General features: G+C 55.1%; 18 protein-coding genes. 11 read left to right on the forward strand and 7 right to left on the reverse strand.

Annotated elements, in window-relative coordinates; translation table 11 throughout:
• The first annotated feature begins 1 nt into the window (after position 1).
• The 9 genes from IAE55_RS07630 to IAE55_RS07670 all read left to right on the forward strand — a co-directional run bounded on the left by IAE55_RS07630 (position 2) and on the right by IAE55_RS07670 (position 8,979).
• Entirely contained in the window at positions 2 to 874 is an 873-nt protein-coding gene (locus IAE55_RS07630) for a 3-hydroxyacyl-CoA dehydrogenase family protein (protein WP_076170885.1), read from the forward strand.
• Complete coding sequence (locus IAE55_RS07635; protein WP_116229725.1) at positions 871 to 2,079, forward strand: acetate/propionate family kinase; 1,209 nt, start codon at positions 871 to 873, stop codon at positions 2,077 to 2,079. The genes IAE55_RS07630 and IAE55_RS07635 overlap by 4 nt, the downstream gene beginning before the upstream one ends.
• Positions 2,080 to 2,123: 44 nt before the next feature.
• The gene (gene asnS, locus IAE55_RS07640; protein ID WP_152398270.1) at positions 2,124 to 3,419 is read left to right on the forward strand and encodes an asparagine--tRNA ligase; all 1,296 of its coding nucleotides are present in this window, start codon (positions 2,124 to 2,126) and stop codon (positions 3,417 to 3,419) included.
• A gap of 20 nt (positions 3,420 to 3,439) precedes the next feature.
• A complete protein-coding gene (locus IAE55_RS07645) occupies positions 3,440 to 4,132 on the forward strand; it encodes a DnaD domain-containing protein (RefSeq protein WP_076170893.1) in 693 nt (230 codons plus the stop codon).
• A 291-nt stretch (positions 4,133 to 4,423) separates the two neighbouring features.
• A complete protein-coding gene (locus IAE55_RS07650; RefSeq protein WP_145158521.1) occupies positions 4,424 to 5,311 on the forward strand; it encodes an NAD-dependent epimerase/dehydratase family protein in 888 nt (295 codons plus the stop codon).
• 108 nt (positions 5,312 to 5,419) lie between these two features.
• Positions 5,420 to 6,055 (forward strand): RNA polymerase sigma factor, encoded by a 636-nt coding sequence (locus tag IAE55_RS07655; RefSeq protein ID WP_200631535.1) that lies wholly within the window; start codon positions 5,420 to 5,422, stop codon positions 6,053 to 6,055.
• Positions 6,052 to 6,507, forward strand: coding sequence for a hypothetical protein (locus IAE55_RS07660; protein WP_200631537.1), 456 nt, complete (start codon positions 6,052 to 6,054; stop codon positions 6,505 to 6,507). The genes IAE55_RS07655 and IAE55_RS07660 overlap by 4 nt, the downstream gene beginning before the upstream one ends.
• Before the next feature lie 42 nt (positions 6,508 to 6,549).
• Complete coding sequence (locus IAE55_RS07665) at positions 6,550 to 7,776, forward strand: hypothetical protein (protein WP_200631538.1); 1,227 nt, start codon at positions 6,550 to 6,552, stop codon at positions 7,774 to 7,776.
• Positions 7,777 to 8,067: 291 nt separating this feature from the next.
• On the forward strand, positions 8,068 to 8,979 hold the full coding sequence (locus IAE55_RS07670) for a phosphotransferase (RefSeq protein WP_234489342.1): 912 nt from the start codon (positions 8,068 to 8,070) through the stop codon (positions 8,977 to 8,979).
• 135 nt (positions 8,980 to 9,114) lie between these two features.
• On the opposite strand, the gene IAE55_RS07675 is transcribed toward IAE55_RS07670, so the two are convergent.
• Positions 9,115 to 9,495, reverse strand: a complete 381-nt coding sequence (locus tag IAE55_RS07675; RefSeq protein WP_200631539.1) for a hypothetical protein — start codon at positions 9,493 to 9,495, stop codon at positions 9,115 to 9,117.
• 185 nt (positions 9,496 to 9,680) lie between these two features.
• Here IAE55_RS07675 and IAE55_RS34105 point away from each other — a divergent pair, with 185 nt between their 5' ends.
• Both IAE55_RS34105 and IAE55_RS07680 read left to right on the forward strand, forming a co-directional pair.
• Positions 9,681 to 9,803: a hypothetical protein gene (locus IAE55_RS34105; protein WP_267917899.1), complete on the forward strand. Its 123-nt coding sequence runs from the start codon at positions 9,681 to 9,683 to the stop codon at positions 9,801 to 9,803.
• 324 nt (positions 9,804 to 10,127) lie between these two features.
• Positions 10,128 to 10,535, forward strand: coding sequence for a hypothetical protein (locus IAE55_RS07680; RefSeq protein ID WP_200631540.1), 408 nt, complete (start codon positions 10,128 to 10,130; stop codon positions 10,533 to 10,535).
• A 100-nt stretch (positions 10,536 to 10,635) separates the two neighbouring features.
• Here IAE55_RS07680 and mtnB read toward each other — a convergent pair whose 3' ends face one another.
• Genes mtnB through proB form a run of 6 tightly spaced genes read right to left on the reverse strand, consistent with a single transcriptional unit; the run spans position 10,636 to position 16,502 of the window.
• Positions 10,636 to 11,313 (reverse strand): methylthioribulose 1-phosphate dehydratase, encoded by a 678-nt coding sequence (gene mtnB / locus IAE55_RS07685; RefSeq protein WP_200631544.1) that lies wholly within the window; start codon positions 11,311 to 11,313, stop codon positions 10,636 to 10,638.
• 2 nt (positions 11,314 to 11,315) lie between these two features.
• Positions 11,316 to 11,990, reverse strand: a complete 675-nt coding sequence (locus IAE55_RS07690) for a 2-hydroxy-3-keto-5-methylthiopentenyl-1-phosphate phosphatase (protein WP_200631551.1) — start codon at positions 11,988 to 11,990, stop codon at positions 11,316 to 11,318.
• Positions 11,987 to 13,210, reverse strand: coding sequence for a 2,3-diketo-5-methylthiopentyl-1-phosphate enolase (locus IAE55_RS07695; protein WP_200631554.1), 1,224 nt, complete (start codon positions 13,208 to 13,210; stop codon positions 11,987 to 11,989). The genes IAE55_RS07690 and IAE55_RS07695 overlap by 4 nt, the downstream gene beginning before the upstream one ends.
• Positions 13,207 to 14,067, reverse strand: a complete 861-nt coding sequence (gene proC, locus IAE55_RS07700; RefSeq protein ID WP_234489343.1) for a pyrroline-5-carboxylate reductase — start codon at positions 14,065 to 14,067, stop codon at positions 13,207 to 13,209. The genes IAE55_RS07695 and proC overlap by 4 nt, the downstream gene beginning before the upstream one ends.
• 46 nt (positions 14,068 to 14,113) lie before the next feature.
• Entirely contained in the window at positions 14,114 to 15,361 is a 1,248-nt protein-coding gene (locus IAE55_RS07705; protein WP_200631555.1) for a glutamate-5-semialdehyde dehydrogenase, read from the reverse strand.
• Between the two features lie 37 nt (positions 15,362 to 15,398).
• Positions 15,399 to 16,502 carry a glutamate 5-kinase gene (gene proB / locus IAE55_RS07710; RefSeq protein WP_200631556.1) on the reverse strand — a complete coding sequence of 368 codons (1,104 nt, stop codon included), beginning with the start codon at positions 16,500 to 16,502 and terminating at the stop codon, positions 15,399 to 15,401.
• Between the last annotated feature and the right edge of the window lie 93 nt (positions 16,503 to 16,595).

Raw genomic sequence — 16,595 nt, forward strand, 5'->3', positions numbered from 1 at the left:
CATGTACTTTAAAAAAATTGGTGTTATCGGCGGGGGGACGATGGGCCAAGGCATAGCCGAAATGCTGGCCGCCAGAGGCCTGGACGTTCTGCTGGTCGAGAAAACGCCGGAGAAACTCGATTATTCGTACAGCATGATCGAAACGAGTCTCGATAAGCAGCTTGAGAAATGGGCGATCACCCAGGCGGAGAAAAAGCTCATTTTGGGCCGAATCCAGAAGGTGGTCCATTTTGCCGAGCTGGGAAGCTGCGATATGGTCATTGAGACCATTTCGGAGGATCTCGAAGCGAAGAAGGAAGTATTTGCCCAGCTGGATCAAGTGTGTCCTAATCATATTATTCTCGCCAGCAATACTTCTACGCTCAGCTTAACGGAGCTTGCGAGCACGACGATGTATCCGGAACGTGTCATCGGTCTGCACTTTATCCATCCTGTCAGCAAGGTTGACCTCGTGGAAATTATCCGCGGCCTGAAGACGTCTGATTCCACGTTCGGGGAAACGAAGCGTTTTGTGGAGGAAGTCGTGGACAAGAAAGGGATCATGGTATATGAGTCCCCAGGCTTTGTGACGAGCCGCATGATCTGCCTGATGATTAACGAAGCGCTGCATATCCTGCAGGAAGGCGTCGCCTCCGCGGAGGATATTGACGATGCTATGCGGATCGGCTATTCGTTCCAGCATGGACCGCTCGAAATGGCGGACCGCTTCGGTCTGGATTCGGTCCTGGCCGCTCTGGAGCGCATGTTCCGCGAGTTCGGCGAACTGAAATACCGCCCGTCCATCGTGCTGAAGAAAATGGTTCGTGCCGGGCATTTGGGCGTGAAAACGGGAGTAGGCTTCTTCAAGTATGACAAGGATGGTGACCGCGTGTGAAAATTTTGGTAATCAATGCTGGCAGCTCTTCGCTGAAATACCAGCTGTATGATATGACAGACGAAAGTGTACTTGCAAAAGGACTCGTAGAACGGATCGGCATGGACTCATCCATCGTTACCCATAAACCTACCGGCCGTCCGGACGTGACTGAGGTCAGCGAAATTCTGGAGCATACGACGGCGATCCGCAAAGTGCTTGCCCTGCTGACGGATAAAGAGAACGGCGTGATCGAATCCGTGGATGAAATCCAGGCGGTCGGCCACCGGGTCGTGCACGGGGGAGAATTCTTCAAGGAATCCGCTCTGGTGGATGCGGAAGCCAAGTCTAAAATCCGCCAGCTGTTCGATCTGGCACCGCTTCATAACCCTGCATCCATGCTGGGGATCAAAGCAACGGAGGCGAATATGCCTGGCGTTCCGCAGGTTGTCGTGTTTGATACCGCCTTCCATCAGACCATGCCGGAGACGGCTTATCTGTATGCCATTCCGAGAGTGCTGTACAACAAATACAAAGTCAGACGTTACGGTATGCATGGCACCTCGCATGATTTTGTCAGCAAAGCTGCAGCGGAGTATCTGGGCCGGCCGCTGGAAGATCTGAAGATCATTACCTGCCACATTGGTAACGGGGCCAGCCTAACCGCCGTGGATGGCGGAAAATCGGTCGACACGTCCATGGGCATGACGCCGCTTGAGGGCTTGATGATGGGTACACGCAGTGGTGACCTGGATCCGGCGATCGTTCCTTACGTGATGAACAAGGAAGAGCTGACGGTCAACGAAGTGAACTCCATGCTGAACAAACACAGCGGTCTATTGGCCATTTCCGGCATCAGCAGCGACATGCGCGAAATTACCGAAGGGATGGAGAAGGGCGATGCCCATTCCAAGCTGGCCTTTGACATGTACGAATACCGTCTGCGCAAGTACATCGGTTCATATGCAGCCGCGCTGAACGGCGTGGACGTGATCGTCTTCACGGCGGGCGTCGGTGAGAATTCGGTTGTTTTGCGTAAAAAAGTATGCGAAAATTTGACTTACCTGGGCGTGGAATTGGACGAAGAACTGAACGCCGTCCGTTCCGGCGAACCGCGCCGCATTTCTTCCAAGAACTCCAAGGTGGAAGTGCTGGTCGTTCCGACGAACGAGGAACTGGTGATCGCCCGCGATACCAACCGGATCGTTCAATCCTTGAACGCCTAGGCTGAAGGGATACAGGCAAGTAAAGTTAAGGGAGAGATTGAGGCATGGCCACCAAATGTGTAATTCGTGACGTAAGCAAGCACGTGGGTGAAACCGTCACGATTGGCAGCTGGATCAACAACAAGCGTTCCAGCGGTAAAATTCAATTTTTGCAGCTGCGCGACGGCACCGGATACATCCAGGGCGTCGTCGTCAAGAGCGAAGTCACCGATAAAGTGTGGGAAGACGCGAAAAGCTTGACGCAGGAGAGCTCCCTGTATGTCACAGGCGTCGTGCGCGAGGAGCCGCGCAGTCCGTCCGGCTACGAGATGACCGTCACGGATGTGGAAATCATTCATCTGACGGAGAACTACCCGATTACGCCGAAAGAGCATGGCGTCGACTTCTTGATGGATCACCGCCACCTGTGGCTCAGATCGTCCAAGCAGCGGGCGATCCTGGTGATCCGCGCCGAAATTATTCGCGCTGTGCAGGAGTTCTTTGACCAGAACGGCTTCACCCTGGTGGACCCGCCGATCTTGACGCCGACGTCCGCAGAAGGAACCACGAACCTGTTCCATACGAAATACTTCGAGGAGGACGCCTATCTCACGCAGAGCGGTCAGCTGTACATGGAAGCCGCGGCGATGGCCCTCGGTAAGGTGTATTCGTTCGGACCGACCTTCCGTGCCGAGAAGTCCAAAACCCGGCGCCATTTGATCGAGTTCTGGATGATCGAGCCGGAAATGGCATTTACGGATCACGAAGAGAGCCTCCGTGTGCAGGAGCAGTTCATTGCGCATGTGGTGCAGTCCGTCGTCAAAAACTGCCGCGCAGAGCTGGAAGCGGTGGGACGCGATGTATCCAAGCTGGAGAACATCCAGGCGCCGTTCCCGCGCATCACGTACGATGAAGCGATCGAATTTTTGCATGGACAAGGCTTCGATATCCCTTGGGGCGAGGATTTTGGCGCTCCGCATGAAACGGCGATTGCCGAAAATTACGACAAGCCGGTGTTCATTACGCACTATCCGGTCGGCATCAAGGCGTTCTATATGAAACCGGATCCGAACCGTCCGGACGTCGTGTTGTGTGCTGACATGATCGCTCCGGAAGGATACGGCGAAATTATCGGTGGCTCGCAGCGGATCGACGATCCGCAGCTGCTGGAGGAACGCTTCAAGGAGCATGAGCTGTCCACGGACGCCTACCAATGGTACTTGGACCTGCGTAAATACGGAACCGTGCCGCATTCCGGATTTGGTCTCGGACTGGAACGGACGGTAGCCTGGATTTGCGGTCTGGATCATGTGCGTGAGACGATTCCGTTCCCGCGGACGCTGTACCGCTTGTACCCATAATGCCGGAAGAGGTGGAGCTCATGGACAATGCAGGTTGGAAGACATGGGCCGAGGGAGCATCATCCGGACTCGGGGCAGGCATGGCGGTCATTCCGTATGTGCTGCTTCGCCATTACCGCAAGCTGAAGCTGACGGATAGCGAAGCGATGCTGCTCGTTCACCTGATTGCGTTCAAGCAGGTCGAGCAGAAGGACTTTCCGACGATGGAGGAGCTGGAGGAGGTTACGGGATCCGGCGCCCAGTCGATTGCGGAGTCCCTGCAAAAGCTGATGAGGGCAGGGTTCATCGCCATCGATGAGGAGCTGGACGAGTTGCGCGGCATTCAATATGAACGGTACAACTTGTCCGGACTGTATCATCAGCTGAGCCTGTGCCTGGCGAGTGAGGAGAAGCAGCGAACCCAGGCTGCGAATAGACGGACGAAGAAGGCGGCCAAGCCGGAGACGGACAGCAGCAATATGTTTACCGTTTTCGAAAAGGAATTCGGCCGTCCTCTCTCACCGATGGAATGCGAAACGATATCGGGTTGGATGGACCAGGACCGTTACCCTGAAGAGCTCATCCGCATGGCGCTGAAGGAGGCGGTCTTTGCCGGTAAGGTCCATTTTCGGTACATAGACCGGATCCTGCTGGAATGGAGCCGCAACCGGGTGCGTAGTGCCGAGGACGCCAGAGCCTACACGCAGAAGTTCCGCGGCGGCGGCAGAGCCTGACATCAGAGAGTTGAGTTGAAAGCGTGCCTTTCCGGTTAAACGGAAGGGTACGCTTTTTTAGCGTCTGAACAGAACGATTAGGCCGTGTGTTTGAATCAGGTAAGGACAGCTGCTGCTTGGAAGCGGTTTGGTTTCCGTCTGAATATGTGCCGGTTCGATGGACGTTTCCATATAAAAAAGGCGGATCGGCGGGCGGCGGGAACATGATCGGAAGGCAGGAGTATGGTACAATATTTCATAGTGTTCAAGAAGCTGGGCTGTAAGCTTTTTATACGTTAAAGGAGGATATCCATGAAGAACATACTGATCCTTGGCGGTACCCGTTTTTTTGGCAAACGGCTTGTTGAGCGGCTGCTGGAGGATGGGCATGAAGTCACCATCGCGACAAGAGGAAACACGCCGGATCCCTTTGGCGACAGGGTAGAGCGGCTGGTGCTGGATCGCGAGAATAAGGAATCTCTGGCCCAGGCCGTGGCAGACGGAAGGGTGTGGGAGGTCGTATATGACAACATCTGCTATTCCCCTCAAGCGGCCCAGGATGCCTGTGACGTATTTCAGGGAAAAGTCAAAAGATACATACTTACCTCGTCTCTGTCGGTGTACGATCCTACTTCGCACCAGAATCAGGAGAAGGACGTCAACCCGTACATTTATCCGATCACGATGGGAGGCAAGGATGATTTCTCCTATGCGGAAGGCAAGCGGCTCGCCGAGGCTGTCTTTTTCCAAAAGGCCGACTTCCCGGTCTGCGCCGTCCGCTTCCCGATCGTGCTGGGGGAGGATGATTACACGGAGCGGCTTGAATTCCATATCCGGCGGATCCAAAGCGGTACGCCGATAGGCATGCCGAATCTGAGCGCCAAGCTGTCGTTGATCGATTCTGAAGAGGCCGCCTCTTTCCTGAGCTGGCTGAGAACCCAGCGTGTGGAGGGGCCGATCAATGCCTGCTCGCAGGGGGATGTCAAACTGTCGGACATCATTGGCTGGATCGAGAAGGAAACGGGACGCAAAGCCATCATCCAGCGGGAGTCGGCGAAAGAAAATGCTTCTCCTTTTGGCGTGCCGGAGTCCTGGACGATGGATACCTCCAAGGCGGAACGGCTGGGATATTCGTTTAAGCCGATCCGCTCGTGGGTTCCGGCTTTGATCAAGCAGCTATCTCAGCAGGAGAATGTTTAGAAAAAGATTTGCGGCGCTTCAGCTGGCCTGGGGCAGCCAGGCACGGATTCATTCAACCGGCAATTTAGGGCAGCCTCTTCCTTCGGGGAGGGGCTGTTTTTCTTTTGGATGATATTGGCACGAATTTTTTTTGAAAAACATGCAGGGTTAACCCGGAGGGCTGGCGTCTATAGATACGGGAAGGAGGAGAGAGTTATTGACGAGGAAGCATTGATCGAGCAAATTCGTGATGGCGACCAAAGCGCGTTCCGCACGCTCGTGGAGCGTTACGGACAGCATGTGTTCCATACGGCCTACTCGGTGCTGAAAGATGCCAAGGAAGCCGAGGACGCGGCCCAGGAAGCCTTTATACAAGTGTATAAATCTCTCTCCGAATACCGGTCCCAAGGATTCAAGACGTGGTTGACCCGCATTGCTTTACATAAAGCCATCGATGCTAAAAGAAAGCTGGGAAGGCGCAGGGAAGACCAGCTTGCGGATGCAGAGAAGCTGAACCAATGGCCATCCGGCGAAGCGGATCTGCTGGCCCAGCTGGTCAAGAAGGAGAAAAAGGAGACGCTGGAGCGAAGGTTACATCGCCTTCCGCAGCAGCACCGCGAAATTTTGATTCATTTTTATATCCAGGAAAAAAATTACGAGCAGATCGCCAAGGAGCAGGGAATTGCCGTCAAAACGGTGGAATCCCGGCTGTACCGGGCGAGAAGCTGGGTCCGCACCCATTGGAAGGAGGAGGAGTGGAAATGAGTCACAAAGAGCGCTCCCAGCCGGTGACGCAGGACTGGGTGGAGTACATTCAGGGGGCTTGCTCCCCGGAAAAAGCGGATTCGCTGGAGTCGCTGCTGCTGGAGGACGATTCGGCACTGGCGGCATACTTGCAGGTCATGAATGATCTGGGGCCGAAGCTGCCCGATCTCGAATATGAGCAGCGGTTCATCGACAACGTCATGGATGCTCTTCCTTCCGAAGACAAAGATGTGGAGCGCAGAGCAAACGAAAATTGGCGCCGGCGGTGGTACGAACATCGCATGTTCCATTACGCCGTGGCGGCCTGCATTACGCTCGTATTCCTGTCGACCGGATGGTTCGACAAGCTGGGCCCTGAAACGCTGCAAAAGGCAGGGACCGGCGGTCAGCCGACGTATGGTGAAAAGCTCGTTCATGTGACGACAGGCTGGCTGGACCGGCTGAAGCCATAAAAAGAGGGAATCGATGACCATTCAGAATCAAGGAAAGGAACGATGACTTTGTATCCACAACGCAGTAAGATGGCTGCTTTTATTCTCAATTTCATCCCGGGCCTCGGCCACTACTACATGGGACGGAAGCTGAGAGGGGTTATATACCCTATGCTGTTTTTTGGAGGCATTTTGTTTGGAGTAATGGTGGCGATCGCACTGGGTGAAGGCGGCATGTTTTTTGCTTTTACCCTGCTGTGTGCGGCTATACTCTGGGGGATCTGCATGCTGGACCTGATCGTGTATTTGGTGCGCATGCCTGCTCCGCAACCCGGGTATCCGCCGCAGCCTTATCCTCCGCATTGGGAACCGGGGGCCGGTCCTTATCCTGGAGGATATAGCGGGCAGGGACAGCCTGGGTTTCCGGGGAATGGACCCGAATTTGCCCAGGAAGGAATGTATGCGCAGCAGCCGTACCCCCCTTATCCGCAGCCCAGCCCGGAGAACGAGCGCTTCTTTACGATTCTACTCTCCTTTATTCCAGGGCTTGGACATCTTCATATGGGATTGATGCAGCGGGGTCTGTCGTTCCTAATCGCCTTTTTTGGGCTGGGGACCGTCATGTTCTTCCTGACCGGCCTGACCAGCCATGCGTTCTTTATGCTGTTCCTCGGCATCCTGCCGATCATCTGGCTGTACTGCATGTTTGACGCCGTGCAGCTGATTCACCGCAAGCAGGCTGGCGAACGGGTTGAGGACCGCACCCTGTTCGACGAGATGGAGGCCGGCCGGGCGGAAGGACGCCGCAGCAAAGTGCTCGCTACGCTGCTGTCTGCTTTCCCGGGAGCCGGACATATGTATCTAGGCCTGCAAAAAAGAGGGCTGCAGCTGATGGTGATTTTCCTGGGGAGCGTCTACATTTTGGATTTGCTGCGTCTGTCCCTGTTCATGTTTCTCATTCCGCTCATCTGGTTTTACGCCTTCTTCGACGGGCTGCAGCAGACGAGCCGATACGGGCGGGAGCCCCTCATCGACCGGCCTGTCATTGAAGGCATCAAGCTGCACCAGAAGTGGCTTGGCATAGGCCTGATGGCACTCGGCGTGTACTATATCGCAACGAGCCTGATCATTCCCGAGCTTGAAGCGCGGTTTCCCGAGTTCCATATCGATTACCGGATTTCGCATTACTTGAAAACAGCCATCGTGGCCCTACTGCTGATCGGCGTAGGCATCCGGCTGTTGACCGGGCCCAAACCGAACGGCAGGGAGAGAAGCCACGGGGATTTTTAAACGGATATTCACTCTAAGATACTTTTCGGTCCTTCATGCAGCCTGACTTGAGTCAGGCTGTTTTTTTATTGGGATTAAAGAGGCTAAGTATGGTGACATTGGGGCCTTACGAGCAAATGACTTATAGCGGTAACCAATGGAGCACGATATCGATTGCTTTCCTGTTTCAGGAAATGTTATGATAGCCCATGCTCAAGCATGAGTTCGGGTCGGAATCGGGTATGAAGGTTTTTATCATGGAAGTCCGCAGCTTGCCCAGGACATGACTGAGAAGGAGGTATTATCGTACATATGAACCAGTGGGATGCCGATATTAACATCACGGATGCAATGGTCTGCGAGCTGATCGAAAGCCAGTTCCCGGATCTGGCCGGACTTCGGATCAGGCAGATTGGGGAAGGCTGGGATAACGCCGTTTATCAAGTGGGAGACCGCTATACGTTCCGTTTTCCAAGAAGAAGTTTCGCCGTAGAACTTCTGCGCACAGAAGGGAGGCTGCTGCCGCTCCTTCGCGATTACATTACGCTTCCCTATCCCGAACCGGTGTTCTACGGACTGGAAAGCGAGGCATATCCGTTTCCGTTTCTTGGTTACACTTATATTCCCGGAACGTTTCCCGTTGGACTGACTGATGAACAGCGGCGTTTATCGGCGGCTTCTTTAGGAAGCTTTCTGCGTAAACTTCATTCGTTTCCGGTGGGAACGGCAAGGGAAGCGAGGGTTTCTGAAGACCACCGGAACCTGACGGACGTAACTTCACGCAAGATGAAAATGGTAGACATCCTGTCCAGCCTGAAGCCTCATCTGCCAAGGGAGGAGCATGATGCTATCCAGAAATATTTGGACCACTGTGTTACCGTGGACCGGATTACCCCGCAGGAAGTAATGCTCCATGGCGATCTGCACTTTAAAAATATGCTGGCAGACGAGCGTGGGCAAATCAGTGGCGTGATCGACTGGGGAGATCTGAATGTCGGCCATCCGGGCTGCGATCTCAATATCGCTTACAGCTTTTTGGGGCCGGCAGAGAGGCAGCTGTTCTTCGAACAGTACGGCGAAGTGGATGAGGAAACCAGGCTGCTGGCAAGGCTAATCGGCGTGTTTATTCCGATGCTCCTTTTGGCTCAGGCGGTTCAAATCCAGGATGCCGGGGTGGCGGAAGAAGCACGGGCCAGTATTCGCCGGGCTCTGTCCGGTGATTGAAACGGCCGATAATGATCCGCAGGGAGCGTATGGTCGTGGTCCAACGGGAACGGACGAAATTTTTTTGAAAAGCGCCACCGAACCAGTTAGGGATGACGGTGCCAGCTGCCCGAATGCCAAGGCAGTAAACATGGCTTAATTGCTGGGGATTTTGGTTAGCTCAAACCGGCTGCCCCATCTTTGGGTAGTGGCGATGAGGGTGCGGTCTCCTTTCGTGAAAAAATAGCCGCTCCCTTCTTGCTCCTTATAGTTCCACCCCTGCTCCTCCAGCATGGAAATGATGCGCTGACCATTCTGCTGTGAATTGAGCCGGCTGATATACCAAGTGTTTTTTTCATCTGACAGCAGGACTGTAGTCGAATCACCGGACAGCATCCCCTGATTCCATGCCGTCTTTTTGTCGATCCCTTGAAGCGGAAAAGCCGGGTATAGAAGGTGGGTTTGAAGCATGATCCACAACAATACGGATAGCAGAACCAAGGCTCTCGACGCGCCGATAAACCATTTTTTCAACACTATATATTTCCCCTTTGTTTATCAAATAAAGTTCACAGTGCTAGAATTTTCCTTTATCCCATTATAGCCCGGATCTTCGATGACTTGACAGGCCTACATAAAGGAATCAGGCGTTACTTTCCTTGCACTTGAAGCGTTATATATAGAGAGAAAATAACGTAACATCTTTTGAAGGGGGCGCTCGATTGAAAAGTATAATGACTGCTTTCCTGCTGGTTGTGTTCATCTTAGCGGGCTGCAGCCCAGAAAAGGATACGTTCAGCTCCCCGCTGTATCAAGGCCGAAGCTTGAAGATCGGGGTGTGGTGATGCTACGATTTCTTACGAGGATTGGCCTGACATGGGACCCGGTTTCTTCGTACTTGGATATGATGGAGGGACAGGGCATCAATTTGGCACCGGTTTGTACAACGACACCAAAATCGAGACGAATGTCAAAAGCGCTTACTCCGATATCTTCAGGCAGATCGAAACCGGGCTATAGATGGTTATGTCGTATTGAATAAGGGGGAACATGTCCTGAAAATCATCGGCTGCTCGCTGTTAGTGCTGCTACTGTTACTTACCGGTTGTGCTTCCGTCTCCCAATCTTACAGCATGCCTGAGTATAAGGGCAGAAGCTTAACGATCGGAGTGGTTGGAGGGGCGCCTTCCGTAAGGGAGAACAACGTTACCTTTGTAACCTTAAAAGAAGCAGATCTGGAGAAAGATGCCGCGAATTTAACCCGTTATGATGCCGTGTTTATCATGAAGAAGCATGTGTCTCATTTTGAAGCTCTCATGGAAAATAATGAACTGAACTTAGAGGACGGCGTTCCGATCTTTTTTTTACAATCTTCGAATATACCGGATCCTCTCTTGAGCGGCGAGGGCTTGCTCCGGAAGAATACTTCCGAATCCAATGAATTTGCGTTAGGTTATGTGAAGAAGGGAGAGCAGAATAAAACATTTTCCTTGGTCTTGGACGAACAAAACGACCCTTTCTCAAACCTGGAGAACGCCTATACCATCCTTTTCAAAACAATCGAATCGGGTATTTAACCGGACAAAAAAATCCTTACTCCGACGCCGGCAGATCCGGTTTGGAATAAGGATTTTTTGCTCTTTCCTTCATGAGCAGCAGGATTGCTTCTGCCGCTGATTAACGACGGCCATCCAGCGTAAGCGGGGCGGCGCTGTTCTGAAGAAGCATACTGCGGTACAAATATTCAAAAATGAATTCAAACGCCTCCAGATGCTTTTTCGCTTCAAACGCGTTTTTGCCCCAGGCATAAATGCCGTGGTTGCGCAGCAGGATTCCCGGTACGGCCGGGTTCAGCACGCCTTCCACGAGTTCGGCAATGCGGGGAATATCCGCATAGTTCGGAAGCACAGGGATGGAGATCGGCGCATTTTCCTCCCAAATGTTGAAAGCTTTAATCAACTCGATGCCCTGAGCCGGCACGGCTCCGGCTTCCCCGAAACATTCGCTGATCAGGTTGTTAAAGATCGTATGCACATGGAACACGGCGCCGCAGCCGGTGAGACGGTATATTTCGCAGTGGATTTGCGTCTCCGCGCTGGGCTTCAGTGAGGTCGTTTCCACCGCCCGGCCGCTTTTGTCCACGAACAAAAAGTCTTCAGGCGTCGTCAGCGACTTGTCTTTTCCGCTCGCCGTAATGGCGAAATAAAAGGCTTCCGGGTCAAATTCGCCCACCCGCATCGAAAGATTGCCGCTGGTTCCCGGAAACCAGTTCTTCGCGGCAAACTGCTGTTTGATCAGGCTCAACTCCCCGAGAACCTGCTGCTTATGCTCCAGGCTAATGCCGGCAAAGGTCATGTCTACAGCACTCCTTGTCGTTGTTTCTTCTTCATGTCCTCGATAATGTCAAAAAAGGTTTCAAAAGGAACATGCTTCACGCCAAGCTCCGCGCATTTGTCCGTCAGGATGGAGCGGGAGTAGACGAGGTCGGCGATTTTGGCGCCTTCGAAGTCTGTCAGGCTGTCGCCGATCAGAATCCGCTCGTATTCGTCTTCCGGGAACCGGCGTATGACCGTCGTTTTGCACATCCCGCAGCCGTTATGGCAGGGATCCTGGCAAGGGTGCGGCCAGAGGATCTCGATCCGCTCTCCGCTGAAATCGGCGCTGTTGCAAAAAATATGGTCGGACGGAATCCCGAACGGCTCGAGGAGCGGATCGATAAAAAAGTCCATGCCGCCGCTGGTCACGTAAAAGTCGATATTTTCCTCTTTAGCATAGTCCAGAAATTCACGGAAGCCGTCGCGAATGCCTGCCCGGCTCAAGACGTAGCTGACAATCTCGTCCTTCATCGAAGAAGGCAGCAGGGCGAACATGGCGCCGACGCCTTCGCGCAGGGTGATCTTCTGGCTGACCGTATCTTCCATGATCGGCTTGTACCCGGCCGGGTCAAAATGCTTCATGATCGCCACGATGTTATCCGACAGTGTGATCGTGCCGTCAAAATCGCAAAAGATTACGCGTTTCTTAGCTGTCATCGTTCGCCCCCCCAGGCGTCCAGGGCGGCCTTCAGCTCAGGATGGCCGTCTTCGGCATACTGGGCGAGCGGAATGGACTGCTGCGCCGCAGCAATCGCCTGCACAAACGCCCGTCCGCCGGCCTCCGTACCCATCGGATGGCCGTGAATGCCGCCGCCGGCGTTCACGACCACGTCGGTTCCGAAATCCCGCAGGATGAGCGGCACGAGTCCGGGGTGAATTCCCGCCGAAGGCACCGGCATGCTGGCCTTCATTGGCAGTTCCCGGCTGATCAGCTCGTCACGAATCGCCATGTTTTCCGCCTTAGGCATCGTCACGGATCCGTAAGGGGAAGGGAAGAGCACCAGATCCGCCCCGGCGAGCCGCATAAGCTGGCCCAGCAGCACCGAGGCCGAAATACCGTAATGCGGCGACGGGTAGAAGGCTCCCGCAAGGGCCGGATGCGCGGCGATCGGAACGTTGATCTCCGGATCGCTGCTCAGTTCATGCAGCACGTCGTAGCCGTAGGACAAGACGTTGAACAGCAGCGCGTTCGCGCCGGCACCGATTGCCTTCTTCGCCTGGCTCTTCAAGCTGGATGTCGGTCCGGTCAAATTGGCCGCATACAGCAGCTTCTTGCCTGTTTCCTTCTGTGCTGCTTCCGCAGCCTTCAGGCATACTTCCACGCGCTTTTCGATCGGCGTCAGTTCGTTTTCGAACAGGATCTCGTCGTCTTTAATCAGGTCGACTCCCCCGAGGGCTTGTCTCAGAAACTGCTCGCGCAGCTCGTCCGCATTGAGGCCGATGACGGACTTGAAAATGCTCATCAGGAGCGGCCGGTCATGGACGCCGAGAATGTCCCGAATGCCGGCGATGCCGAATTTGGGGCCGGGGAAACCCTGGACGTAATGATCTGAAAAGCCGAGGCGGTTCAGCTTGATTTTGCCGTCCATCGAGATTTTGCCGAAAACGGTGACAAGCAGGGCCGGAATGTCGCGGCTGAAGTTGATGTCCGGGTACGCGATGGTGACGTCGGCGTAACGCTCGCCGGGTGCTGCGCCTTCCGGCTCATGAACGTCCACCTGGAGCACTTCGCCAAGATGCTTCTGCATCGATTCCCGCTTCGCTTGGGGAAGCTCGGTCCAGCTGCCGACGGTCATGCCAACGGCGATCGATTCGGCCTTTTTACGAAAGTCGGCCTTGTCGTCATACAGCCGGTACGTGGCTGTGCAGCGGCTCATGAAATTCCCTCCTTCAGCGCGGCCCCCATTTCCCGGGAGCGTTCCGCGCAGCGGTTCACGGCGGCGATCACCGTCTCGAAGAAATCGCCTTTATCAAGCGTCTCCAGTGCAGCCTGGGTGGAGCCGTTCGGCGATGTCACCTTCGCCCGGAGGGCGGCAGGCTCCTCGCCGGTCTGCTGCACCATCCGTGCGGCGCCGAGAACCGTCTGCACCGTAAGTTCCTTGCACTGCTGCGGCGTCAGACCGCCGCGGATGCCGGCAGCCATCATCGCTTCCATCATGTAATAGATATAAGCGGGGCCGCTGCCGGAGATGCCGGTCAGAATTTCCAGCTTCTCTTCGTCCACGACCGTTACCGTACCTACGGCCTGGAACAGCGTCATGACCGTCTGGCGGTCCTGGTCGTTGATTTCCTTGGAAAAGGAGACGCCGGTTGCGCCGAGGCCGATGGAGCTGGAGGTGTTCGGCATCGTCCGGGCGACGGGCTGCTTGCGTCCGAGCAGATCCTGGATCGTGCGGATGGTGAGCCCTGCGATGACGGATACGATCAGCGTGTTATCGGAGAGCAGCGGACCGAGTTTGCGCAGCACGTTAGCCGCATCCTTCGGTTTGATAGCGAGCACGATAATCGGAGATTCACGCAAAATTTCCGTGGTTTCCGCCGGGTCATTGTTCGTTTTGACATTGTAGCGGTGCTTGAGCTCTTCGAGCCGCCCCGAGTTGGAGCGGTTCAGCATAGTCAGGCTTCCGGCATTGACGACCGATCTTCCGATCAATCCTCTGACGATGGCTTCCGCCATCGCTCCTGCACCGTAAAAGGTAATGGGCTGGGCAATCATGGCCTGTTGTTGACTCATTATAATTCCTCCTTGCGCGGCAAGCCGGTATTGTAGAGCTCCGGTATTACCCGCGAATTTGTCCATTTCCATGGATGATGTATTTCGTGGAAGTCAGAGCCGGCAGGCCCATCGGGCCGCGGGCGTGCAGCTTTTGCGTGCTGATGCCGATCTCCGCGCCAAATCCGAACTCGAAGCCGTCCGTAAAGCGGGTGGATGCGTTATGGTATACGGCGGCAGCGTCCACTTCCTGAAGGAAACGGTCGGCATGGCGCTGATTGGCGGTAACGATGCATTCGGAATGCTTGGTACCGTAAGCAGCAATGTGCTGCATGGCCTCATCTATCGATTCTACAATTTTTACGTTCAAAATGTAATCATTGTACTCCGTTGCATAATCTTCTTCTGTGACCGGGAGAGCCCAGTCGACGATTCTGCGGGTTTCTTCGTCGCCGCGCAGCTCGACGCCGGCTTCTTTGAATGTTCCGGCCAGCGCCAAGAGGTGTTCCTTGGCATACGCCTGGTGCACGATCAGCGTCTCCATCGAATTGCAGACCGACGGACGCTGTACTTTGGCATTGATCGAGATCTCCTCGGCCATCACGGGATCGGCTGTCTCATCCAGATACGTATGGCAGATGCCGGCGCCGGTTTCGATGACCGGCACGGTGGCGTTTTCTACTACAGTGCGGATGAGCGAGCTGCCGCCGCGTGGAATGACGACGTCGAGCAGGCCGTTCAGCTTCAGCATCTCGTCGACCGAGGAACGGTTCGGATCCTCGATCAGCTGAAGCGCCTCCGGCGGAATGGCGGTGGAGGCGAGGGCGCCATGGAGCACCTCGACGATTTTGCGGTTGGAGGAGAGGGCGGAGGAACCACCCCGCAGCACCACGGCATTGCCTGTCTTCAGGCACAGGCCGGCGGCGTCGACGGTCACGTTCGGGCGCGCTTCATAAATGATGCCGATAACGCCAAGCGGTACGCGGTATTTGCGGATGCGGAGCCCGTTTGGACGTTCGATATTCTCCAGCTCGTCGCCGACCGGATCGGGGAGCTCGGCGATTTGCTCGAGCCCTGCGGCGATGGCGTCGATCCGCTGCGGATTAAGCGCCAGGCGGTCGAGCAGCGAGGATGAAGTTCCCTGCTGGCGGCCGCGCTCAAGATCCTCGGCGTTGGCCGCGATAATTTCATCCTGTTTCTGACGCAGCGCCTCGGCCATGCGAAGCAGCGCCTGGTTTTTCTCGTCGGTGCTCAGCCGGTTCAATACGGCGGCGGCAGCGCCGGCGCGTTCTGCTTTTGATCTTACTTCACTCATATCATAAATGCCTCCTTGTCCTTATTATGTGAGTAACCTATTTTAAGGTAATCCACTCATCCCGATGAATCACTTCGAGCCGGTGAACGGTATCCAGCGTCCGGATCACTTCAGCGCTGCCCAAGCCCTGAATCCGCCTGAGCTGCTCATCGTCATAATTGACGATGCCGCGGCCGCAGACCGTCCCTTCCAGGTTCAGCACCTCGACGACGTCGCCGGCATGAAACTGGCCTTCGACCTGCTTCACGCCAACGGGGAGAAGGCTGTGGCCGCCATGAACAAGCGCTTCCTCCGCTCCCCGGTCCACGTAGAGAGTGCCGAGCGGGGTGGACATGAACCCGAGCCACTGCTTCTTCATCGGCAGCGAGTGCAGCTCGGTGTCGAAGTAGGTTCCTTTGCCGCGGCCTTCTATGGCGCTGCGAAGATCGCCGTTCTCGATTACGCGGCCCACGAAGACCGGCACGCCGCCGCGGGTGGCGATTTTGGCGGCATCCACTTTGGAGCGCATGCCGCCCGTACCGACGGATGAACCGGCGCCGCCGGCAATGGAGTAGATCTCCTCGGTAATTTCTCCGACATGGTCAAACCGGATCGCATTCGGATTATTCCTCGGATCGGCCGTATAGAGACCGTCCGTATCGGTCAGGATCAGCAGATGCTGGGCTTTGACCAGGTTGGCGACGAGCGCCGACAGCGTGTCGTTGTCGCCGAATTTCAGCTCATCGACCGAAACGGTATCGTTCTCGTTGAATATGGGGACCGCCCCCTGCTTCAGCAGCTCCTCGACGGTCATGCTGGCATTGTTCATGCGCTTGCGGCTGCAAAAGTCGGTGCGGGTTAGCAGGATTTGCGCGGCGGTGATGCCGTGCGAGGCGAATGCTTCCTGGTACGCCTGCATAAGCAGCGCCTGGCCGACGGAGGCCGCGGCCTGCTTTTCGTGCAGAAGCTTGGGCCGGAAGCTGTAGCCGATCGCCCGGAAGCCGGCCGCGACGGCACCGGAGGTGACAAGCAGCAATTCGCATCCGGCTTTGATGAGTGCTGCAATTTCGCCCGCAAAGAAGGCGACCGCATCGCGGTTCAGTCCGCCTTCAACGCTAGTGAGCGAGCTGCTGCCGATTTTGACGACGACTCGAGATGGCATATGATATCACGTTCCTTTTCTAATATAAGACTGCTTTATTTTCCTCATAAAAACTTCTTGGTACAACAAAAAAACTTTCGTCCTTTGGAGTAA

The sequence above is a fragment of the Paenibacillus sp. S28 genome (assembly GCF_016624415.1).
Taxonomy (GTDB): domain Bacteria; phylum Bacillota; class Bacilli; order Paenibacillales; family Paenibacillaceae; genus Paenibacillus_AQ; species Paenibacillus_AQ favisporus.